We start from the raw sequence: 20,905 nt of genomic DNA, 5'->3' as shown, positions 1-20,905 counted from the left end.
CCGTGCTGGGGAGCCGAGGTCGGGAGTACGAGCCTTCTCTTCCGGCTCGGCCTTGGCCTCTCCCGGCTTCCGTGCTTCCTTTGTACTACGTGACCACGGTCACATCAAGTGCCAAAACGCGTGCGAATCATGATTGTTACGTGAAGCGGCACCGAGGCCACCAGCTACCGTTCGGTAGCGCGTCAGAACGCGAAACGGCGCAGCAGCGAGTAGGTCAGGGCGCCGGCCGCCAACGCGCTCATGCCGACTGCCGCCGAAGTCGCGACGGCGGCTGTCGACGGGGCCGGGATCCGGTCGCGCAGCGACACCGGTTTGGAGAACGACCGCACCGGCCAGCCGCGGGTGCCGGCTTCCTTGCGCAGCGCGCGATCGGGATTGACGACGGTCGGGTGGCCGACGGTCTCGAGCATCGGCAGGTCGGTGATCGAGTCGGAGTAGGCGTAGCAATGTTGCAGCGCGTAACCCTCCCGCGCGGCGAGCGCACGGATGGCTTCGGCCTTGCCCTCCCCGTAGCAGTAGAACTCGATCTCGCCGGTGTACTTGCCGTCCTCGACCACCATCCGGGTGGCCATCGCATGGGTGGCGCCCAGTGCGCGGGCGATCGGCCCGACGATCTCCTCGCCGGAGGCCGAGACGATGACGACGTCACGGCCGCACAGCTTGTGGTCGGCGATCAGCACCGCCGCCTCGGCGAACACCAGGGGATCGACGATGTCGTGCAAAGTCTCGCCGACGATCGACTTGACCTGTTGGACGTCCCACCCGGTGCACATCGTGGTGATGTAGGACCGCATCCGGTCCATCTGATCGTGGTCCGCGCCGGACATGAGGAAAAGGAATTGGGCGTAGGTGGACTTCAGAACCGCGCGCCTATTGATTAGCCCTTGGCTGAAGAACGGTTTGCTGAATGCGAGGGTGCTCGATTTCGCGAGAACAGTTTTGTCCAGATCGAAAAACGCTGCGGTGCGGATGGGGCCGTCGCCGGGGAGAGGTCCGTCGGCGCCGGGACGCCCCGCTGTCGCCGGATCGGGTGCGGTCACCGCCTCAGCATAGGGGCCGGCGCAGTGACAGATTGCGGCAGAACGTACAAATTGGCAGTTCACGACAGGTGTCTGTGACTGTAATCTTTCCTGGTTGTGGCCAACTTGTTCCCGGCGCGGTACTTGCGCTGGCCCACTCTCGCGTGTGTATAGTGGGCATCACTCGGCTTATGCCGGGTGTGCATCAGCCCGACCCCCCGGGGCTGATACACGACGACCTCCGCCTCCTCCCCCCCTGGCGGGGGTCGTCCCTTTTGTGGGGTGTTTTCGCCGTCCGGATAGATCACTTCTCCTCACGACGTTGCGGAACGCCGTTTTCGTTGCTCTCGATGGCCGGTCGGGTATTCCCCAAATTCCGATTGATCCACAGATGCGCCGGGTCGGCCGCGATGGGTCTTTCCGGTGTCGGCGCCGGCGTCGACGCTGGTGTCCATGGCACCCACCGCCGGCATCCTCGTCCTGGTCGATGACCGTGCGCTCCATCCCCCCATCGACAGGGTGGTCGCCGCAGCCGGACTGAAAGTCGTGCGTGCCGGCGCCCCCTCGAGTCGCCGCGTGTGGGCCGGTGCCGCGGCGATCCTGCTCGACGGTGAGGCCGCGCTCCGCTGCGTACAGCTGGGTATGCCGCGGCGTGCGCGGGTGCTGTTGGTGTGTTCTGAGCAGCCCGGATCCGGCGAATGGCAGGCCGCGGTGGCCGTCGGCGCGCAACAACTGGTGATATTGCCCACCCAGGAGCGCGACCTTCTGTCGGCGCTGACCGAAGCTGCCGACGCGGCAGGCGACGGCGTCACGCGCGGGCCGGTCGTGGCCGTGCTGGCCGGTCGTGGTGGCGCGGGCGCGTCGGTGTTCGCCGCGGCGCTGGCCTGCACCGCGACCGAATCGGTTCTGGTCGACGGGGATCCATGGGGTGGCGGTCTCGATCTGGTGCTCGGCGCGGAGACCGAGCCCGGCCTGCGGTGGCCCGACCTGGCGCTGGCGGGCGGTCGGTTGAGCTATCCGGCGCTGCGCGACGCATTGCCCCGCCAGCACGGTGTGACGCTGTTGTCGGCCGGCCGAGTGTTGTCTGGGAGCGGATCCAGCAACGACATCGAGGCCCGTGCGGTCAGCGCCGTCATCGAGGCCGGCAGCCGGGCCGGGGTCCCGGTGATCTGCGACCTGGCGCGGCGCCCGTCGGCGGCCACCGAGACGGCTCTGGCAGTCGCAGATCTGGTGATCTTGGTCACCACCGCTGATGTTCGATCGTGTGCAGCAGCGGCGGTCACCGCCCGGTGGGCGGAAGAACAGAACCCCAACACCGGTGTCGTGGCGCGGGGGCCGGCGCCCGGCGGGCTCGGTCCCGCGGACGCGGGACGCCTCATCGGACGGCCCGTGCTGGCAGCGATGCGACCGCAGCCCGGCATCGAGGCACAGCTGGATTGCGGGGGTCTGCGGTTGCGGCCGCGCACACCGCTTGCTCGTGCGGCGCGCAAGGTGCTGGCTTTGGTCAGCCGCCGGCCCGAGCTCGCACACGCCTCGGAGTTGGTGGCATGACCGGGTCGTTGGTCGACCGCGTCCGGGAGCGGTTGGCCGCCGAAGGAGCTCCGCTGCATCCGAGCGTGGTGGCTGCGGCTATCCGGGCCGAGTCCGGTGGCGTGCTCGGGGATACGGAAGTGTTGAGCAGTCTGCACGAGCTGCAGACCGAATTGGTGGGCGCGGGCGTGCTGGAGCCGCTGCTGCGCGGTCCGGGTACGACCGACGTGTTGGTGACAGCTCCCGACGCGGTGTGGGTCGACGACGGAGACGGTTTGCGCCGGAGCGCGGTGCGCTTCGCTGACGACGAGGCGGTGCGCCGGCTGGCACAGCGTCTGGCGCTCACGGCCGGTCGCCGACTCGACGACGCGCAGCCGTGGGTCGATGGCCAGTTCACCACCGCGGGCGGGCCGGCGGGGCCGCTGACCGTGCGGCTGCACGCGGTGCTGCCGCCGATCGCCACGGGAAGCACCTGCCTGTCTCTGCGCGTGCTGCGCTGCGCCACCCAGGATCTCGGGTCGCTGGTGGCGTCGGGGGCCATCGACGGCCAGGCACACCGGCTCCTCACCGACATGCTGGCCGCGCGGCTGGCGTTCGTGATCTCGGGCGGAACCGGGGCGGGTAAGACGACGCTGTTGGCCGCTCTGCTGGCGGCAGTCCCCGCTGACGAACGGATCGTGTGCGTCGAGGACGCCGCCGAGCTGGCTCCGGCGCATCCCCACGTGGTCAAGCTCGTCGCGCGCGCTGCCAACGTCGAAGGCGCCGGTGAAGTGACGGTGCGGGATCTGGTCAGACAGGCGCTGCGCATGCGACCGGACAGGATTGTGGTCGGAGAGGTCCGGGGCGCGGAAGTGGTCGACCTGCTGACGGCACTGAACACCGGCCACGACGGCGGCGCGGGAACCGTGCACGCCAACAGCCCAGCCGAGGTGCCTGCCCGCTTCGAAGCCCTGGCCGCCCTCGGCGGCCTCGACCGGTCCGCGCTGCACAGTCAGCTCGCCGCGGCTGTCCAGGTCGTGCTGCACGTCGCCCGGGACCGGGCCGGCCGACGGCGGCTCGCCGAGGTGGGAATGCTGACCCGCGGCGACGATCGATTGGTGCGGGTGCTGCCCTGCTGGCGGCTCGACAGCGGGCCCGGTCCAGGACTGGCCGACCTCGAGGCCCTGGTGCGAGCTCGGAGCACGGGATGAGCGTCGCCGCGCTGACGCTGGCCCTGGCCGTGCTGGTGGCGCCCCGATCGGCCCGGCGCAGGGTCCGGGCGCTGCTGCCTCGCAGTGCGCGTGCGGCCCGGACGGTTCCGTTGATCCCGGTCGTCGGCGGCGGCTGCGCGGCGCTGCTGGCGGTACTGCCGGTGAGCGTGGTCGCGGCGCTCACCGTCGTGGCCGCCACCCTGCTGGCGCGCCGGCGGTCAGCGCTGCGGCGTGGGAGACGGTCCGGGGAGGGAGACAACCTGCACGATGCCCTCGACGTCCTCGTCGGCGAGCTCCGGGTGGGGGCCCACCCGGTGGCCGCGGTGGCGACGGCTGCCGCGGAGAGCCAGGGCACGGTCTCCCGGTCGCTCTCGGCGGTGGCGGCCCGAGCGCTGCTGGGCGCCGATGTAGCGGCGGGACTTCGCGTCGAAGCGAGCCGGACCCACTCGCCGGAGCACTGGGAGCGGTTGGCGGTGTGCTGGCAGCTCGCCCACGATCACGGCCTGGCGATCGCCACGGTGATGCAGACCGCCCAGCACGACCTCGCCGAGCGCCGCCGGTTCGGCCGCCGTGTCGAGGCAGGGTTGGCCGGTGCCCGCGCCACCGCGGCCATCCTGGCGGGTCTTCCGCTGCTGGGTCTGCTGCTCGGGCAGGCACTGGGGGCCGATCCGGTGGCGTTTCTCCTGTCCGGCGGAGCGGGCGGGTGGCTGCTTCTGATCGGCGCGACACTGATCTGCGCCGGCCTGCTGTGGTCGGACACCATCATCGCAGGGGTGGTGACATGAGCTGGGCAGCAGTCATTCTCGCCGCCGCGGTGCTCGCCTGGCCGCGGGCGGCGAAGAGCCGGCTGGGGACGGGCCTGTGCTCGGCGCGTCCGGTCTCGCAGCCGCGCGCCCGCCAGGACCTCCTCGCGGTGGCCGCCACTCTGGACGTGCTCGGGGCGTGCCTGCACTCGGGCATGGCCACATCCACCGCAGCAGCGGCGGTGTCGGCGTCGGCGCCGGTCCACTTGGCCGTGCCACTGCGCCGGGCTGCGGACCTGTTGGCTCTCGGCGCGGACCCGGCACAGGCGTGGGCGCAAGCCGGAGCCCCAGCCGACCGACACATCGCCGCGTTCCTGCGCATGGCACGCCGCTCGGCGGCCTCGGGTGCCGCGCTGGCGCGGGGAGTGGAGGAGCTCGCCGGCGACCTGCGTGCCGAGGCCGCTGCTGCCGCGCACGCCCGAGCCGAACGCGCCTCGGTACTGATCGCCGGGCCGCTCGGGCTGTGCTTCCTGCCGGCGTTCGTGTGCCTCGGTGTGGTGCCGGTCGTGGCCGGACTCGCCGGTGACGTCCTGCAGTCAGGAGTGATGTGACAACAAGTGGAGGGAAAACAGATGAAAAGACGGATACGTGGGCTACAGGCACGCCTGGCCCTCCTCGCAGTGGCCGACGAGGGCATGTCGACGGTCGAGTACGCGATCGGAACGGTCGCGGCCGCAGCTTTCGGCGCGATTCTCTACACCGTCATCACCGGAGATTCGGTCGTCAACGCGTTGACCAACATCATCAGCCGCGCCCTGAACACCGCCACGTAAGCGGTGCAGAGACCGGGGCCGTCACGATCGAGGCTGCTTTCGCGGTCGTCACGCTGGTGGCCGTCCTCGTCATCGGCATGGCCGGCGTGGCCGCGGTGTCGTTGCAGACGCGCTGTGTCGATGCAGCCCGGGAAGCGGCCCGGCTCGCCGCGCGCGGGGACACACCGGCGGCGGCGATCCGCTCCGCCCAGCGGGTCGCTCCTGGCGGGGCGACGGTGCAGGTGCGTCGGCGCGGCGACGTCGTCGTCGCCACCGTCGCTGTGGAGTCGGTTGTGCTGCCGTGGCTTTCGGTCGGCGCCGAGGCGCTGGCCGCAGTCGAGCCGCACTCGGAGTGAGCAGGGGGCAGCCGGGGTTCTCGCGGTGGCCATGGTCGCGGTGCTGGTGACAGTGATGGTGGGCGCTGCGCACCTCGGTGCAGCCGTCCTTGCCCGGCACCGGGCTCAGGCGGCGGCCGACCTGGCCGCCCTGGCCGCAGCCGCGCATCTGCCGGCCGGCCCCGCTGCCGCATGTACCCGCGCCGGTCGCCTCGCGCAGGAGATGCAGGCCGAGGTGGCGGTTTGCACCGTGGACGGCGTGGACGTCGTCGTCACGGTGCAGGTCCGGCCCGCACTGGGGAGCCGATGGCTGGGACCCGCCAGGGCGGTGGCGCGGGCGGGTCCGTCGTCAGCCGACGGTCACGCTTTGCCGGCTTTGGCTGATCTGCCCTTGCGCGAGTGGGACTTTCGGGTCCGCTCTGCGGGGCGGTCGCCGTCGAGTTCGACGGTGCTCAGCTCGGTCGCGGTGGGCTCCCGCAGGGCGGCCAAGCCGGCGTACACACCGTCGTCGAGCTCGACCCGGTGCACAGTCACGTGTACCGGCGTCCAACTGCGACTCCGGTCGAGCACCCGTAGCACCCCGGACGTCACGCCCGAGTCGAACTCGGCGGCCATCGCGGCCATGGCGGACCTGTCGTCGGGGTGCACGGCGTCGATGCTGACCAGCCCGGCCCGCCAGTCGAAGAATGGTGCGGGTTCGTCGAGCCACTTCAACAACGTCCAATGGCGTGGGTCGACCAACGCCCGGTGCACTCCGGGCACGGCCAACCCGGCGATGATCTTCTGAGCCAGCAGATCGTGTTGGATACCCGAGCCCTCGCACACACTGCGCCAGTTCATCGCCCGGCAGATGAGATGCTCGCTGCCGTCGTCGAACACCTCGGGCACCGAACGTGCCACGAACCCCACGGTGATCTGCTCGCCGCGATAATCGGTGACGTCCCAGGTGGTGCAGATCGACACCCCCACCTGCGGCTCGATGATCATGCTCAGCACCTGCGCCTCGCTGGGCTTGAGTTCACGGCGCGGCAGGTCGTCGACGAACGCCCGGCCATGGGTGGGTTGGCGGTCGGGATCCCAGCCGCCGACCACCAGCGACTCCCGCGTGTCGGTGGCCGTGCCCGCGGTCAGGTCCCAGATCAGCGGTCCGACCATGGGGCGCGCAGGCGGCTCCTCGTCCGGAGCGCCCAACCACACGTGCACCCCGTGGATACGGCCGTCGGACATCTGCACGACCTCGGTGCGGATCACCCGATCGTTCTTGGGTGTGATGCTGGTCAAACCGCCGCCGGCCCGGACTGTTTCGCCGATCGCGGTCTGAATGGCCATCAGATGGGGATGCCGGCGCAGGAAGGTGCTGATCGGCACCAGATCCTTGGTGCGGTCCCCCTGGGCGACAACGGCCGGTTCGTCGCCGAGTGTCTCCACGAGCATCCAGTCGTGGCTCATGACCGTCATGGTACCGACGGGTTCCCGCGTGCCCCGCCGTCAACCGTCCAGGCGCCGGGGATGCCCGGTCAGCGCGCCGATGACCAGACGCAGTACCCGCACCGCGCCGTCCTTGTCCAGCGGATCGTTGCCGTTCCCGCATTTGGGGGACTGCACGCACGACGGGCAACCCGCGGGGCACTCGCAGGCCTCGATGGCCTCCGCGGTCGCACCCCACCAGTCGGCGAGCATGCCGAATCCGCGCGCAGCGAAGCCGGCTCCGCCCGGGTGACCGTCGTAGACGAAGATCGTCGGTAATCCGCCCACCGGGCCGATCGCGGTGGACACCCCGCCGATGTCGCTGCGATCGCAGCTGGCGATCAACGGCAGCAGGCCGATCGCCGCGTGCTCGGCGGCATGCAGTGAGCCGGGAATCCGAAGCGGATCGATTCCGCTGCGCTGCAACGCTTCCGGAGTGATCGTGCATATCGTCGCCATGGTCTCCAGGGTGCGCGTGGGCATGTCGAGTTCGATGAAGTCGATGATCTCGCCGTCGATGCGCCGCCGCAGATAGCCGGTCACGGTGTTGCTGACCGAGACGGGCACCAGGCCCACGGTCACCGGGCCGTGCCGGGACTGCTCACCGGGACCGGTGACGTCGATGTCGGTCAGCTCCCGCGCGAATGTCGTGTACCCGGGATCCTCGGTGTGGACGAAGGCGATTCCCGCCTCCAGATCGAGACTGTCGACGACGTAGCTGTCGCCCTGGTGCAGATACACCGCGCCGGGGTGCACGGACGCCGGTGCCTGTCCCGCCCCGGTACTGCCCAGCATCCGCCCGGTGTCGGCTTCCAGGATCGCGACCTGTCCGCCGGTGGAGCCCCTGATGTCCACCGCTGGGTGCGGATCCACTCCCGGGGCGGGGAAGTACCCGCTGGGACGGCGACGCAGCAGGCCGTCGTCGACCAGTGCGGCGGCGACCTGTTCGGCGCCCCAGGCCCGCACCTCGGCGTCGGACAGCGGCAGCTCGGTCGCCGCGCACAACAGTTGCGGCCCCAGGATGTACGGGTTGGTCGGATCGATCACGACCCGTTCGATGGGTTTGTCCAACAGCGCTGCGGGATGGTGCACCAGGTACGTGTCGAGGGGATCGTCGCGGGCGATCAGAACGATCAGAGCCCCCTGCCCGCGCCGGCCCGCGCGGCCGGCCTGCTGCCAGAACGATGCGACGGTTCCCGGGAAGCCTGCCAGGACAACGGCATCGAGGCCGGCGATGTCGACCCCGAGCTCCAGCGCATTGGTGGTGGCCAGTCCGCGCAGTTCGCCGTCGGCCAGCGCCCGTTCCAGTCGCCGACGATCCTCGGCGAGGTAACCGGCCCGATACGACGCCACCTGATCGGCGAGGTCGGGGTTCGCGTCGGCCAGCCGTGCCTTGGCCCCGAGCGCGACGAGTTCGGCGCCCCGTCGCGAGCGCACGAACGTCAACGTGCGGGCCCCCTCCCGCATCAGGTCGGCCATGACCCGCGACGCTTCGGCGCCCGCCGAGCGGCGTACCGGAGCGCCGTTCTCGCCGATCAGCTCCGCCAGCAACGCCGGCTCCCACAGCGCGACAGTGCGGGCACCCTGCGGTGACCCGTCCTCGGTCACCTCGCTCACCGTCTGGCCGATGAGTTCGGAGGCGGTGATCGCGGGCTCCGCGGTGGTCGCGGAGGCGAAGATCACCGTCGGCCCGCAGTGCTCGCCCGAATCCGGTGCGTACCGCGCGCACAAGCGCAGCAGCCGGCGCAGCACCATCGCCACGTTGGAGCCGAAAATGCCTCGGTAGTAGTGGCATTCATCGACCACCAGGTACCGCAGGTTGCGCAGGAACACCGCCCACCTGGCGTGGTTGCGCACCATCGACAGGTGGATCATGTCCGGGTTGGAGAAGATCCAGCGGGATCGCTCGCGGGCGAATCGGCGCACTTCGGTGGGGCTGTCGCCGTCATAGGACGTCGGGGCGACGTCGGCGAGCCGGGAACGGCGGCGGTGAGTTGGGCGACGGTACGCAGCTGGTCGTGGCCCAGCGCCTTCGTCGGCGACAGATACAGCGCGCGGGCGCGCGGATCCTGGTTCAGCGCCGTCAATATCGGCAACTGGTAGGCCAGCGACTTGCCCGACGCCGTGCCGGTGCTGAGCACCACGTGACGTCCGCCGTGAGCGAGGTCGGCCGCGGCGCGCTGATGCGACCACGGCACCTCGACGCCACGATCGCGGAAGGCCCGCACCACATCTGGGTCGGCCCAGGCCGGCCAGCCCTGCGGGCGGGCCCGTCGCGGCGGCAGGTCGGCGACATGGCGCACCGGATGCTCGTCGACCGCGGTGCCCTCGACCGCGCCGGCGAGCAGCGCGCGGCCGAAGTCGGGCACCGTATCTGCCCGGGCGCCTGCTGCTGCTTCCGTCACCGATCACCTCCGAAGACGACGTCGTACCGACGCCGGGGCACCGGCCGTGGGCCGCCCCAGCACATGTCGTACGTGAATTGTTCACTACGTGACGGCGCTGAGACTGTCGCCGCAGGCCGGAACGTGATTGACTACTCGCGGTCGCAGCTTCTGTGTTGGTGTCCCCACACTCGCAGGAACGACGTTGCGATCGCGGTTCCTGCGAGGGTTGTAGGTCGGGTCTGAGTTCCGAGCACTCCACGAAGGTATGGCGGTCGGAACGGGCCCGGTCTGCCGAAGGACGGTGGACCGCACCCGGTGAATGAAGAGAAGGAAAGTACGAGAGATGCCACAGGGAACTGTGAAGTGGTTCAACGCGGAGAAGGGGTTCGGCTTCATCGCGCCTGAAGATGGGTCGGCGGACGTGTTTGTCCACTACACGGAGATCCAGGGAAGCGGCTTCCGCACTCTGGAGGAGAACCAGAAGGTCGAGTTCGAGGTTGGCCAGAGCCCCAAGGGCCCGCAGGCCACCGGCGTTCGAGCCATCTGAGCTAAGCGACCAACTCAAGACCACCGAGCCGGCAGGCTCGAAGGATCACAGAACACCCCCGCGTCATCCCCACGGACAACGCGGGGGTGTTTTGCGTACCGGCCCGGGTAACAGCTGCGCGGGCCCGTGCTGGCCTAGGGTCGACGGTGTGAGCCAGCTGTCCTTCTTCTCGGCTGAGTCGGTGCCGCCGGCAATCGCCGACCTGACGGGGATCCTGGCTGCGCCCGGACAGGTGGTGCTGGTCAGTGGGCCCCAGGGGCCCACGGCCCGGCTGTCGGTGGTGGTGGATGACCTGTGGCGGGCCGACGCGCTCGCGGAGATGATCGCCGGCGCCGGCCTGGTCCCGGAGATCGCCCGCACCGACGAGAACACCCCGCTGGTGCGGACCGCGCTGGACGCCCGGCTGGTCGCGATCGCCGAGCAGTGGACCCGGGGAGCCGTCAAGACGGTGCCTCCGCAGTGGCTGCCGGGCCCCCGCGAGCTGCGGGCGTGGGTGCTGGCGGCCGGGACCGCCGACGCCGACCGCTACCTGCTCGGGCTGGACCCGCACGCTCCGGACACTCATTCGGCCCTGGCTTCGGCGATGATGCGGGTCGGGATCGCGCCCACTCTGATCGGCACCAGAGGGTCGCGTCCGGCGCTGCGAATCAGCGGCCGCCGACGGCTATCGCGCCTGGTAGAGAACGTGGGGGAACCTCCGGAGGGGGCTGAGTCGTTGCTGCAGTGGCCACGGGTTTAGCCGGTTTGCGAACCTCCGGCCCAGGAGGGACGGTTTGCGTCGGCACGCGCGGGGTGCGAAATTGTCAGTTGCCGAAGCGGGTGGCATGGGTACATGCACTACGCGGGCAGCAGAAGAAGTGGAGCTAGACAAAGTTGGCTGACGGGGACCGCGGCAGCGGGGGAAACCGAGGTGTCCGGCGACTCGTCATCGTCGAGTCGCCGACCAAGGCGCGCAAGATCGCCGGTTACCTCGGGTCCAACTACATCGTCGAATCGTCGCGTGGACACATCCGTGACCTGCCCAGAGCGGCCGCCGACGTGCCGGCCAAGTACAAGTCCGAGCCGTGGGCCCGGCTGGGTGTGAACGTCGACGACGACTTCGAACCGCTCTACATCGTGAGCCCGGACAAGAAGAGCACCGTCGCCGACCTCAAGGACAAGCTCAAGAACGTCGACGAGCTCTATCTGGCCACGGACGGCGACCGCGAGGGCGAGGCCATCGCCTGGCATCTGCTGGAGACCCTCAAACCGCGCATCCCGGTCAAGCGGATGGTGTTCCACGAGATCACCGAGCCGGCCATCCGGGCGGCCGCCGAGGACCCGCGCGACCTGGACAACGATCTGGTCGACGCGCAGGAGACCCGCCGCATCCTGGACCGGCTCTACGGCTACGAGGTCAGCCCGGTGCTGTGGAAGAAGGTGGCCCCGAAGCTGTCGGCCGGCCGGGTGCAGTCGGTGGCGACCCGCATCATCGTCCAGCGCGAGCGGGAGCGCATGGCGTTCCGCAGCGCCGGATACTGGGACGTCAGCGCCGAGCTGGACGCCAGCGTCTCCGATGCGCAGGCCCAGCCGCCGACGTTCACCGCGAAACTCAACACCGTCGACGGACGCCGGGTGGCCACCGGTCGCGACTTCGACTCGCTGGGCGCGGTCCGCAAGCCCGACGAGGTGCTCGTGCTCGACGAGGCCGGCGCCGAGGGGTTGGCCGCCGGTCTGCGCGGCGCGCAGCTGTCGGTGGCGTCGGTGGAGCAGAAGCCCTACACCCGCCGCCCCTACGCGCCGTTCATGACCTCGACGCTGCAGCAGGAGGCGGGCCGCAAGCTGCGGTTCTCCTCCGAACGCACGATGAGCATCGCGCAGCGGCTCTACGAGAACGGCTACATCACCTACATGCGTACCGACTCGACGACGCTGTCGCAGTCGGCCATTGACGCCGCCCGCAACCAGGCTCGTCAGCTCTACGGCGAGGAATACCTGCATCCCACCGCGCGGCAGTACACCCGCAAGGTCAAGAACGCCCAGGAGGCCCACGAGGCCATCCGTCCCGCCGGTGACGTCTTCCAGACTCCCGGCCAGCTGCACTCGGCGCTCGACACCGACGAGTTCCGGCTCTACGAACTGATCTGGCAGCGCACCGTGGCCTCGCAGATGGCCGATGCGCGCGGCACCACGCTGAGCCTGCGGATCGCAGGTCAGGCTCAGACCGGTGAGCAGGTGGTGTTCAACGCCAGTGGCCGCACCATCACGTTCCCCGGCTTCCTGAAGGCCTACGTCGAGAGCATCGACGATCTCGCCGGCGGCGAGGCCGACGACGCCGAGAGCCGGCTGCCGAACCTGACCCAGGGCCAGCGGGTCGACGCCAAGGATCTGACCGCGGCCGGGCACGCCACGTCGCCGCCGGCCCGCTACACCGAGGCGTCGCTGATCAAGGCGCTCGAAGACCTCGGGATCGGCCGGCCGTCGACCTATAGCTCGATCATCAAGACGATCCAGGACCGCGGCTACGTGCACAAGAAGGGCAGTGCGCTGGTCCCGTCGTGGGTGGCGTTCGCGGTGATCGGTCTGCTGGAGCAGCATTTCGCCCGGTTGGTCGACTACGACTTCACCGCCGCGATGGAAGACGAGCTCGACCAGATCGCCGCGGGGCTGGAGCGCCGCTCGAACTGGTTGTCCAACTTCTACTTCGGCGGTGAGCACGGTGTGGAGGGCTCGATCGCGCGGGCGGGCGGTCTCAAGCAGCTCGTCGGCGGCAATCTCGAAGAGATCGACGCTCGGGAAGTCAACTCCATCAAGCTCTTCGACGACGCCGAGGGTCGCGCCGTCAACGTGCGGGTGGGGCGAAACGGCGCCTATCTGGAGCGCATGGTGGCCGACCCGGACAACCCCGGTGAGCTCAAGCCGCAGCGCGCCAACCTCAAAGACGAGCTGACCCCCGACGAACTGACGCTGGAACTGGCCGAGAAGGCGTTCGCGACACCGCAGGAGGGTCGTTCGCTGGGGGTCGATCCGCAGACCGGTCACGAGATCGTCGCCAAGGACGGACGCTACGGTCCGTACGTCACCGAGGTCCTGCCCGAACCGGACGACGGAGACGACGGCAGTGCCGGATCGGGCGCCAAGAAGAGCAAGAAACCGACCGGCCCCAAGCCGCGCACCGGTTCGCTGTTGCGCTCGATGGACCTCGAAACGGTCACCCTCGAGGACGCGCTGAAGCTGCTGTCCCTGCCGCGGGTGGTCGGGGTCGATCCGCAGAGCGGTGAGGAGATCACCGCGCAGAACGGCCGCTACGGACCGTATCTGAAGCGCGGCACCGACTCTCGCTCGCTGGCCACCGAGGAGCAGATCTTCGAGATCACCCTCGACGAGGCCCTCAAGATCTACGCCGAACCGAAACGCCGGGCCGGGCAGCGCGCCGCGGCGCCGCCACTGCGCGAGCTGGGCAACGACCCCGCCAGCGGCAAGCCGATGGTGATCAAGGACGGCCGGTTCGGTCCGTATGTCACCGACGGTGAGACCAACGCCAGCCTGCGCAAGGGCGACGACGTCGCGTCGATCACCGATGAGCGTGCCGCCGAACTGCTCGCCGACCGCCGTGCCCGCGGCCCGGTGAAGCGCACCAAGAAGGCCACCAAGAAAGCGCCGGCGAAGAAGTCCGCGGCCAAGAAAGCGGCCAAGAAGAGCTAGCGAGTCAGGTCGACCTCGTCGGCGCGCACCAGGTTCACCGGGCGGGCCAGCTGGGTCGGGGCGGTCCGGCCGCGCAGCTCGACGATCTCCCCGACGTCCCAGCACAGCGCCTCGGCGTCCAGCGCGCCGCTGACCGCGACCGCCGAGGCCAGCACGTGGCCCTCTTCGAGCTTGGCCAGCTCGGTGAGCCGGGCCGCTTCGTTGACCGGGTCGCCGATCACGGTGTACTCGAAGCGGGCCTGGGCGCCGATGTGCCCGGCGATCGCCCGCCCGGCCGACACCCCGATGCCGAACTCGGTTTCGCCGAGCACCCGGATCAGCTCGTCGTGCAGCTCCCGCGACGCGGCCAGCGCCGCGCCGGACGCATCGGGGTGCTCGATCGGGGCGCCGAAGATCGCCAGCGCAGCGTCACCCTGGAACTTGTTGACGAACCCGCCGTGACGGTTGACGGTGTCGACGACGACGCGGAAGAAGTCGTTGAGCAGGTTGACGACCTCGGCTGCCGGCTTGGTCGCCGCCAGATGTGTGGACCCGACCAGGTCGACGAACAGCACCGCGACCTCGCGTTCCTGCCCGCCGAGCTCGGTGCCCCGCTCCAGCGCGCGGCGTGCGACGTCCTCGCCGACATAGCGGCCGAACAGATCTCGCAGGCGTTGCCGTTCGGCCAGGTCGCGCACCATGTCGTTGAACCCGGCCTGGAGCAGACCCAGCTCACTGGCGTCGTAGATCTGCATGTGCGCGTTGTAGTTACCGCGCTGCACCTCCCCGAGCGCCCAGCGCAGCTGGCGCAGCGGGTCGGCGATGGACATCGCGACCAGCACGGTGCTCGACAGCCCGATCACCAGCGCGGCGATGGCCAGCAGCAGGATCGTGGTCACCAGCCGGTCGGCCGGCGCGGTCAGGATCGCGAACTTACTGGCGACCAGCGCCAGGACGATCGCCAGCACCGGTACACCGGTGGACAGCACCCAGGTCAGCACCTGGCGCAGGATCACCCCGGGCGCGCGGAAGGTCTCCGGGACGCCGCCGCGCAGCGCGGCCACCGCGACGGGTCGCAGCACCCGCTCGGACTGCAGGTAACCGATGATCGCGGTGGCGGTCGCGCCCAGCGCGGTGGCCACCGCGACGACCGGGGCCGACTTGCTGGCCACCGGCCAGCTGGCCACGATGAACACGACCGAACCCAGCAGCCAGTTGGTGGCGCTGATCACGGAGCGGTAGAAGGGCATCTTCAGCGCCCGCATGCGGGCCACTTCGGTCTCGGCGGGGTCGCGGTCGCCCAGCAGCATGTCGCGGCGCTGCCAGCGCATCACCGGGATCAGCATGCGCAGCGTGAAGTAGGACGCGACGGTGAACGAGATGAACAGGTATCCGAGGAAGATGGCCAGGTTGTAGGTGGGTAGGTCCTGCAGCTGGATGCGGTCCTCGGGCGGCAGGCCGAACCGCAGGAAACCCAGCACCAGCAGCGCGCCGATGATGTCGGCCTGCAGCATGCCCAGCGTGAACACGGGCCAGGGGGTGCGCGCGACCCAGCGGGCGAATGCACTGACTCGCCCCACCTCGATCGCTTCACCGGCCATTCGCTAACCGTATCGGGCGCAGCTGACGGCGCGGGAGCGTCTGAGACGGACGTGTCGGTTCGCAGCACTACTGTTATCGGCGATGACGGGTGTTTTTTCGCGTCTGGTGGGCCAGGACGCCGTGGAAGCCGAGCTGATGGCTGCCGCGCGGGCGGCGCGCGGTGATTCCGCTCACAGCGAGGCGGCGGAGGCGGGTGGGACGGGCGCTTCTGCGGGCACGATGACCCACGCCTGGCTGATCACCGGACCGCCCGGGTCCGGGCGCTCGGTGGCGGCACTGTGCTTCGCGGCCGCCCTGCAGTGCACGTCCGACGGCCCCCCGGGGTGCGGTGAATGCCGCGCCTGCACGACCACGATGGCCGGCACCCACGCCGACGTGCGTCGCATCATCCCCGAGGGCCTGTCGATCGGGGTGGACGCGATGCGCACCATCGTGCAGATCGCGTCGCGGCGGCCCGGCACCGGTCGCTGGCAGATCGTGGTGATCGAGGACGCCGACCGGCTCACCGAAGGGGCGGCGAACGCCCTGCTCAAGGTCGTGGAGGAGCCGCCGCCGTCGACGGTGTTCCTGCTGTGCGCGCCCTCGGTGGACCCGGAGGACATCGCCATCACGCTGCGCTCCCGCTGCCGGCACGTCGCGCTGGTCACACCGTCGGTGGATGCCATCGCGCGGGTGCTCGTCGAGTCCGACGGGCTCACCGAGTCCGATGCGGCGTGGGCCGCCTCGGTCAGCGGCGGACACGTCGGGCGGGCCCGGCGGCTGGCCACCGACGAGCAGGCCCGCCAGCGCCGGCAGCGGGCGCTGGGACTGGCCCGGGACGCGGCCACGCCGTCGCGGGCCTACGCCGCCGCGGAGGAGCTCGTCGCCACGGCTGAGGCCGAAGCCCGGGCGCTGACCGAAGACCGCAACGAGGTCGAGGCCGACGAGTTGCGTACGGCGCTGGGGGCAGGCGGCACCGGGAAGGGCACGGCCGGCACGATGCGCGGCGCGGCCGGGGCGATCAAGGACCTGGAACGGCGGCAGAAGTCGCGACAGACACGCGCTTCGCGGGACGCGCTCGACCGGGCGCTGATCGACCTCGCCACCTACTTCCGTGACGCGCTGCTCGTCGCGTCGGGGGCCGGTGACATCGCCCCCAACCACCCCGACATGCGGGAGAAGGTGGCGGCGCTGGCCGCGCACGCACCCGCCGACAAGCTGCTGCGATGCATCGAGGCGGTGCTCGAGTGCCGGGAGGCGCTGGCCGGCAACGTCAAACCGAAGTTCGCCGTCGATGCCATGGTCGGCACCGTCGGTCAGGCACTGCGCGGCTGACTTTGGTCGTCGCTCGGCCCTGCCGTAGACTCAGGCCGCCGATGGTGCTGGTCGCCGTCGGCAGGCCGCCTTAGCTCAGTCGGCAGAGCGATTCACTCGTAATGAATAGGTCGGGGGTTCGATTCCCCCAGGCGGCTCCGAATGTGTCAGCAGCGGCAAGCCCGCGGTTTATACTTCTTTATAAAACCGCCCGAAATCGCGATTTTTATAAGGAAGTATAAGCTCGGTGGCCGCCTCGCAGCAGCGAAGTCCCTACACACCGGGCGCCATCGCGCTCCACCTGCCCGGTCGCGACGTGCACCTGGCTCGCGTCAGCGTCCACCTGACGAACTTGTCCGTGTACCGCCAACTCGACGGCAGAGTCCATGTATTCGTGGGCCCGCGCGGGGTCGGCAAGACCAGTCTGCTGCGGGTCGCCCAGCGCGACGCGCGGCAGCGCACGTTCACCACGGTCTGGGCGACGGGCGGCGACTCGGTGTCGCTGTCGGTCGACCTTGCCAATGAGTTCGACAAACTCGTCACCGCCACATGGACGGACACCGCAAAGGCAGCGCTGACCAAGACGCTGAACACCGTGCGGCTGAACTTCGGGGTGGCCTCCCTGCAACTCGCCACGCCGGCCGACACCGACAACACCGAGTTCCAGGGAGCCGCCCGCGCCCTCCAGGAGGCGATCACCGCGGCCGCGCGTGGGGTGATGGAGGCCGGTAGCCCGGGCCTGGTGGTGTTCATCGACGAACTGCAGGCCGCCGATGCGGTCGGCATCCGTGCCCTGGCCTATGCCTGGCAGCACATGCAGGCCGAGGCCCCCGAACTGCCCGCCGCGGTCTTCGCGGCCGGTTTGAGCCACACCCAGGACACCGTCGCCAAAGCTGTCAGCTTCGGGGAGCGATTCGAGTACCGGCACCTGAACAACCTCAACCACGACGACGCCACCCTGGCGCTGACCGCCCCCGCCCTCGGGGTCGGTGTGGGGTGGGAGCAGGGTGCGCTCGACGCGGTGCTGCAGGAGACGCAGGGCTATCCGTACTTCCTGCAGGAATTCGGCGACAAGATGTGGGAGGCGGCCGGCTATCCGGGGCCTGGTGGGGCGTTGACGGCCCAGCACTTTCCCGCGGCGCGCGAGCAGTTCCTCGTCGCGCGGAACATGCTGTTCCGATCGCGGTGGAAGCAGGCCTCTCCCGCGGAGGCCAAGTTCATCACCGCGATGGCCTCGCTCGGCGACGGCGACGTGAAACGCCGGGACGTCGCCGCAGCGCTGGGGACCACCTCGACAGCGATCAGCATGGCCAGGCAGTCGCTGATGGACAAAGGACTGATCGAGCAGTCCTCCCGCGGCAGCATGCGCTTCACCGCCCCGGGCTTCGCCCAGTACATCCGCGAGTACGCCGACGTCGACGCGGATGAGTAGCGGTCGGGGCAGGCCCGTTCCCCGTTCAGTAGCTCGCGGTAGACCGGGAAACCTCGTGCGCGCATGTCGTTGATGCCGAGCAGCCTGTCACGGGTCAGCGAGGTGCGACGAAGCCGACCGGTCCGGAGGCCAGGCACACCGACAGCGCTGCGGTGTCGGCGCGCACGGTGATGGCGTCCCCGGCTCCGCTCAACCGGACGAACACCCGGTTCAGGCCGGGACGCACCGGGACCCGGACCTCCTCGCCCTCGGACAGTGCCACCACGATCGAACCGTCGCTGTTGGCCAGATAGTTGAGCTCGGCGGTCCAGTCGGCGGGAAGCAGCGGCCCGTCGAGCGGCAGCACGGCGGGGAAGTCCGGCTGCACCAGGTAGCCGCACTGCGGAAGGGGCCCGGGGGCGATGCTGCGCACCCAGGTCACCACAGCGTCGACGATGTGACCCCTGCTGTCGAGCATCCGCAATTGCGTTGTCGAGCGGGCGAATTCAGGTCGATCCTCGAGCAGGGCGAACATGTGTGAGGCGAGGTTCTCCGGCCACGCCACCCGTTGCAGCACCAGCGGGTCGACCTCCTGATCGAGCAGCGGCGCCGCCGACTCGGCATGGGCGGCGGCCAACCCGGCCTGCGCGGTGCGCAGGTAGGACTCGGTGGGGTTGTCCTGCCAGCTCCTCAGGAACGTCGCGGTGGAATACAGGCTGCTGGCGACGAACACCGATGTCAGACCGACGATCGCCACCGACCGCACTCGGGACGCATCGAGGCGGAAAGATCCGGGCCGATTCGGCGCGCACAGTCCGACCGCGGCCAGCAGCGTCAGCACCAGCACCAGATCCGGAAGGTACCGCAGCGACTGGGCGAGCTCCAGCGCGGTGAACCGCGACGAGCGCATCAGATAGATCGGCACCTGGCACGCCGCGACATAGCCGAGCGCGGTCAGCCACACCGGACCCAGCCGCTGCTTGCGGTACAGCGTCACCGCGACCACGGCCGCCAATGCCACCCAGCCCAGCGCCATCACGACGGGCCCCGGTACCGCCCACGGAGAGGCCGGTGCCCACCGCTGCCACTGCCAAGGCCCCCCGACCAGACCCGGCACCACGCCGTGGGTCACCGAGCGCGCCAGCAGATCCCACGTCATCGCCAGATCGAAGCTCCACCGCCTCTGGTCGACCACCAACAGGTAGACGCCCACCCACGCCACCGTCACCGCCAGGCACGCCAGCCACACCCGCGCTCCCCGGCGCCACACGTCGCGCACCGAAACCGTCGCTGTCACATGGCCGTACAGCGCGACGACGGCGAACGCGACGAACGGGATGATCGCCGACTTCTCGAAGAACAACAGCCCACCGGCGTACACGAGGACCGCGCTCACGGCGTAGCGCCGCCGGCCCGTGCGGATCAACAGGATCACATCAGCGCACACCCACGCCATCGCGGCCACCATCGGCAGCGAGTTCAGCCCGGCCGCCCACCACGCATAGCTCGGTATCGCCAGTGGCGTGAACAGCGCGAACGTCAACGGTACCAACAGGACTGGCCGCCAACCCAGGATCACGTGCAGGGCCCGCAGCAGGGCCAGCGCCGCCAGCGCGGCCAGCACCACCAGGCTCAGCGCCGGGCCCACCCAGTTCAGCGGGGCCAGCCGGGTGATCGTGCCCGCCAGCAGGAACGCCGCGGGCATCACGTGGCCGTCGTGGTCGTCGAACAGGTAGGCCGGCGACAACAGGGGTTGCGTGCCTGCCCTGCCGACCAGAATCAGGTCGTCCCAATAGAAGTAGCCACCGAACGCCAGCATCGCCCGCACGACCAGATGCACCGCGATGAGCAACAGCGCGATGCGGGCGGTACGGGAATGCACGAGCACTATCGGGGGTAGGTGTCCCCGGCCTGGCGGCGCGCCTCCCACGCCGAGGACACCATCTCCTCCAACGAGTGCCGCATCGTCCAGTCCAGGTCGCGGGCGGCGAGATCGCCGGTGGCCACGATGCGGGCCGGGTCGCCGGGGCGGCGTGGCATGATCGTCGGTTCGAAGTCGATGCCGGTGACGGTGCGGATCGCGGTCATGATCTGTGCCACCGACGTACCGGCCCCGCTGCCGAGGTTGTACACCCGCTCCACCGGCAGCCCGTCGTCCAGCCGGCGCGCGGCCGCGACATGGGCCAGCGCCAGATCGGCGACGTGGATGTAGTCCCGCACGCAGGTGCCGTCGGGCGTGGGATAGTCGTCGCCGTTCACCCGCGGGGTCTCCCCGCGGTACAGCATGTCGAAGACCTTCGGGAACAGGTTGTGCGGGCTGGCATCGAACAGCCGCGGCGACCCCGACCCGACCACGTTGAAATAGCGCAGGCTGGTGTGCCGGATGCCCGCGGACCGTCCGACGTCGCGCAGCAGCCATTCGCCGATGAGTTTGGTCTCCCCGTAGGGCGACTCGGGTGTGGTCGCGGTGGACTCGTCGACCACCTCGACGTCGGGTGTGCCGTAGGTGGCCGCGCTGGAGGAGAACACGATCGCCTCGACCCCGGCGCGCTGCATCGCCGACAGCAGCGTGAGGGTCGCCGTGACGTTCTGCTCGTAGGTGTGCAACGGCCGGTTGACGGACTCGCCGGCGTACTTGTACCCGGCGACATGGATGACCCCGCGCACCCCGTTGCGCCGCAGCGTGTCCTCCACCAGCGCACCGTCGAGCAGCGATCCCTCGACGAACGTCGCCGCGGGGGCGACGAACTCGGCGAACCCCGTCGACAGGTCGTCGATGACCACCACGGGTATCCCGGCGTCACACATGGCGTGCGTCACGTGCGAGCCGATGTATCCGGCACCCCCGGTCACCAGCCAGCTCATCAGCGTCTCCTTCGTCGTCGCCCGCAGCGTATTCGCCGGGC

Annotated in this window: 16 protein-coding genes, 1 tRNA gene and 2 pseudogenes; 13 read left to right on the top strand and 6 right to left on the bottom strand. The window is 69.9% G+C overall.

The window, feature by feature from the left end:
- Positions 1 to 182 precede the first annotated feature (182 nt).
- Positions 183 to 971, bottom strand: coding sequence for an HAD-IB family hydrolase (locus tag J3476_RS20270; RefSeq protein ID WP_286183408.1), 789 nt, complete (start codon positions 969 to 971; stop codon positions 183 to 185).
- A gap of 501 nt (positions 972 to 1,472) precedes the next feature.
- Here J3476_RS20270 and ssd point away from each other — a divergent pair.
- The 7 genes and pseudogenes from ssd to J3476_RS20235 all read left to right on the top strand — a co-directional run.
- A complete protein-coding gene (gene ssd, locus J3476_RS20265; RefSeq protein WP_207068159.1) occupies positions 1,473 to 2,570 on the top strand; it encodes a septum site-determining protein Ssd in 1,098 nt (365 codons plus the stop codon).
- A complete protein-coding gene (locus J3476_RS20260; protein WP_207068158.1) occupies positions 2,567 to 3,739 on the top strand; it encodes a TadA family conjugal transfer-associated ATPase in 1,173 nt (390 codons plus the stop codon). Before ssd ends, J3476_RS20260 begins: the two co-directional genes overlap by 4 nt.
- Entirely contained in the window at positions 3,736 to 4,524 is a 789-nt protein-coding gene (locus tag J3476_RS20255; RefSeq protein WP_207068157.1) for a type II secretion system F family protein, read from the top strand. Before J3476_RS20260 ends, J3476_RS20255 begins: the two co-directional genes overlap by 4 nt.
- Positions 4,521 to 5,093 (top strand): type II secretion system F family protein, encoded by a 573-nt coding sequence (locus tag J3476_RS20250; protein WP_207068156.1) that lies wholly within the window; start codon positions 4,521 to 4,523, stop codon positions 5,091 to 5,093. Before J3476_RS20255 ends, J3476_RS20250 begins: the two co-directional genes overlap by 4 nt.
- Positions 5,094 to 5,114: 21 nt before the next feature.
- Positions 5,115 to 5,315 carry a DUF4244 domain-containing protein gene (locus J3476_RS20245; protein WP_207068155.1) on the top strand — a complete coding sequence of 67 codons (201 nt, stop codon included), beginning with the start codon at positions 5,115 to 5,117 and terminating at the stop codon, positions 5,313 to 5,315.
- A 56-nt stretch (positions 5,316 to 5,371) separates the two neighbouring features.
- Positions 5,372 to 5,650, top strand: coding sequence for a TadE family type IV pilus minor pilin (locus J3476_RS20240; RefSeq protein ID WP_322486586.1), 279 nt, complete (start codon positions 5,372 to 5,374; stop codon positions 5,648 to 5,650).
- Positions 5,586 to 5,963: pseudogene (locus J3476_RS20235) on the top strand (Rv3654c family TadE-like protein); the annotation flags it as partial. The gene J3476_RS20240 and the pseudogene J3476_RS20235, both read left to right, overlap by 65 nt.
- Positions 5,964 to 5,989: 26 nt before the next feature.
- Here the strand turns inward: J3476_RS20235 and J3476_RS20230 are convergent.
- Both J3476_RS20230 and J3476_RS20225 read right to left on the bottom strand, forming a co-directional pair.
- The gene (locus J3476_RS20230) at positions 5,990 to 7,078 is read right to left on the bottom strand and encodes a PAS domain-containing protein (protein WP_207068154.1); all 1,089 of its coding nucleotides are present in this window, start codon (positions 7,076 to 7,078) and stop codon (positions 5,990 to 5,992) included.
- A 39-nt stretch (positions 7,079 to 7,117) separates the two neighbouring features.
- Positions 7,118 to 9,465: pseudogene (locus J3476_RS20225) on the bottom strand (DEAD/DEAH box helicase).
- Positions 9,466 to 9,826: 361 nt separating this feature from the next.
- Between J3476_RS20225 and J3476_RS20220 the strand changes: the two are divergent.
- The 3 genes from J3476_RS20220 to topA all read left to right on the top strand — a co-directional run bounded on the left by J3476_RS20220 (position 9,827) and on the right by topA (position 13,714).
- A complete protein-coding gene (locus J3476_RS20220) occupies positions 9,827 to 10,030 on the top strand; it encodes a cold-shock protein (RefSeq protein WP_003882601.1) in 204 nt (67 codons plus the stop codon).
- A gap of 148 nt (positions 10,031 to 10,178) precedes the next feature.
- On the top strand, positions 10,179 to 10,769 hold the full coding sequence (locus tag J3476_RS20215) for a hypothetical protein (RefSeq protein WP_207068153.1): 591 nt from the start codon (positions 10,179 to 10,181) through the stop codon (positions 10,767 to 10,769).
- Between the two features lie 134 nt (positions 10,770 to 10,903).
- A complete protein-coding gene (gene topA, locus J3476_RS20210; protein ID WP_207068152.1) occupies positions 10,904 to 13,714 on the top strand; it encodes a type I DNA topoisomerase in 2,811 nt (936 codons plus the stop codon).
- Here the strand turns inward: topA and J3476_RS20205 are convergent.
- Positions 13,711 to 15,294 carry an adenylate/guanylate cyclase domain-containing protein gene (locus J3476_RS20205; protein ID WP_207068151.1) on the bottom strand — a complete coding sequence of 528 codons (1,584 nt, stop codon included), beginning with the start codon at positions 15,292 to 15,294 and terminating at the stop codon, positions 13,711 to 13,713. The two genes, topA and J3476_RS20205, sit on opposite strands and share 4 nt — an antisense overlap.
- An 82-nt stretch (positions 15,295 to 15,376) precedes the next feature.
- Between J3476_RS20205 and J3476_RS20200 the strand changes: the two genes are divergently transcribed.
- The 3 genes from J3476_RS20200 (at position 15,377) to J3476_RS20190 (ending at position 18,020) form a co-directional block, all read left to right on the top strand.
- Positions 15,377 to 16,609 carry a DNA polymerase III subunit delta' gene (locus J3476_RS20200; protein ID WP_207068150.1) on the top strand — a complete coding sequence of 411 codons (1,233 nt, stop codon included), beginning with the start codon at positions 15,377 to 15,379 and terminating at the stop codon, positions 16,607 to 16,609.
- 64 nt (positions 16,610 to 16,673) lie between these two features.
- Positions 16,674 to 16,746, top strand: a tRNA-Thr gene (locus tag J3476_RS20195).
- An 89-nt stretch (positions 16,747 to 16,835) separates the two neighbouring features.
- Positions 16,836 to 18,020 carry an ATP-binding protein gene (locus J3476_RS20190; protein ID WP_207068149.1) on the top strand — a complete coding sequence of 395 codons (1,185 nt, stop codon included), beginning with the start codon at positions 16,836 to 16,838 and terminating at the stop codon, positions 18,018 to 18,020.
- A 94-nt stretch (positions 18,021 to 18,114) separates the two neighbouring features.
- Here the strand turns inward: J3476_RS20190 and J3476_RS20185 are convergent, their stop codons facing one another.
- Both J3476_RS20185 and galE read right to left on the bottom strand, forming a co-directional pair.
- The gene (locus tag J3476_RS20185; RefSeq protein ID WP_286183405.1) at positions 18,115 to 19,818 is read right to left on the bottom strand and encodes a hypothetical protein; all 1,704 of its coding nucleotides are present in this window, start codon (positions 19,816 to 19,818) and stop codon (positions 18,115 to 18,117) included.
- A gap of 68 nt (positions 19,819 to 19,886) precedes the next feature.
- Positions 19,887 to 20,864 (bottom strand): UDP-glucose 4-epimerase GalE, encoded by a 978-nt coding sequence (gene galE, locus J3476_RS20180; RefSeq protein WP_207068147.1) that lies wholly within the window; start codon positions 20,862 to 20,864, stop codon positions 19,887 to 19,889.
- Between the last annotated feature and the right edge of the window lie 41 nt (positions 20,865 to 20,905).

It is taken from the genome of Mycobacterium sp. PO1 (genome assembly GCF_017312405.1).
In the GTDB taxonomy this organism is placed as follows: Bacteria; Actinomycetota; Actinomycetes; order Mycobacteriales; family Mycobacteriaceae; genus Mycobacterium.
This window is presented reverse-complemented; position numbering and strand designations above follow the sequence as displayed.

Coding starts and splice junctions, on each gene's coding strand:
- ssd (WP_207068159.1), top strand. CDS start 1,473: ATGGCACCCACCGCCGGCATCCTCGTCCTGGTCGATGACCGTGCGCTC.
- J3476_RS20260 (WP_207068158.1), top strand. CDS start 2,567: ATGACCGGGTCGTTGGTCGACCGCGTCCGGGAGCGGTTGGCCGCCGAA.
- J3476_RS20255 (WP_207068157.1), top strand. CDS start 3,736: ATGAGCGTCGCCGCGCTGACGCTGGCCCTGGCCGTGCTGGTGGCGCCC.
- J3476_RS20250 (WP_207068156.1), top strand. CDS start 4,521: ATGAGCTGGGCAGCAGTCATTCTCGCCGCCGCGGTGCTCGCCTGGCCG.
- J3476_RS20245 (WP_207068155.1), top strand. CDS start 5,115: ATGAAAAGACGGATACGTGGGCTACAGGCACGCCTGGCCCTCCTCGCA.
- J3476_RS20230 (WP_207068154.1), bottom strand. CDS start 7,078: ATGAGCCACGACTGGATGCTCGTGGAGACACTCGGCGACGAACCGGCC.
- J3476_RS20220 (WP_003882601.1), top strand. CDS start 9,827: ATGCCACAGGGAACTGTGAAGTGGTTCAACGCGGAGAAGGGGTTCGGC.
- J3476_RS20205 (WP_207068151.1), bottom strand. CDS start 15,294: ATGGCCGGTGAAGCGATCGAGGTGGGGCGAGTCAGTGCATTCGCCCGC.
- J3476_RS20200 (WP_207068150.1), top strand. CDS start 15,377: ATGACGGGTGTTTTTTCGCGTCTGGTGGGCCAGGACGCCGTGGAAGCC.
- J3476_RS20185 (WP_286183405.1), bottom strand. CDS start 19,818: ATGCTGGCGTTCGGTGGCTACTTCTATTGGGACGACCTGATTCTGGTC.
- galE (WP_207068147.1), bottom strand. CDS start 20,864: ATGAGCTGGCTGGTGACCGGGGGTGCCGGATACATCGGCTCGCACGTG.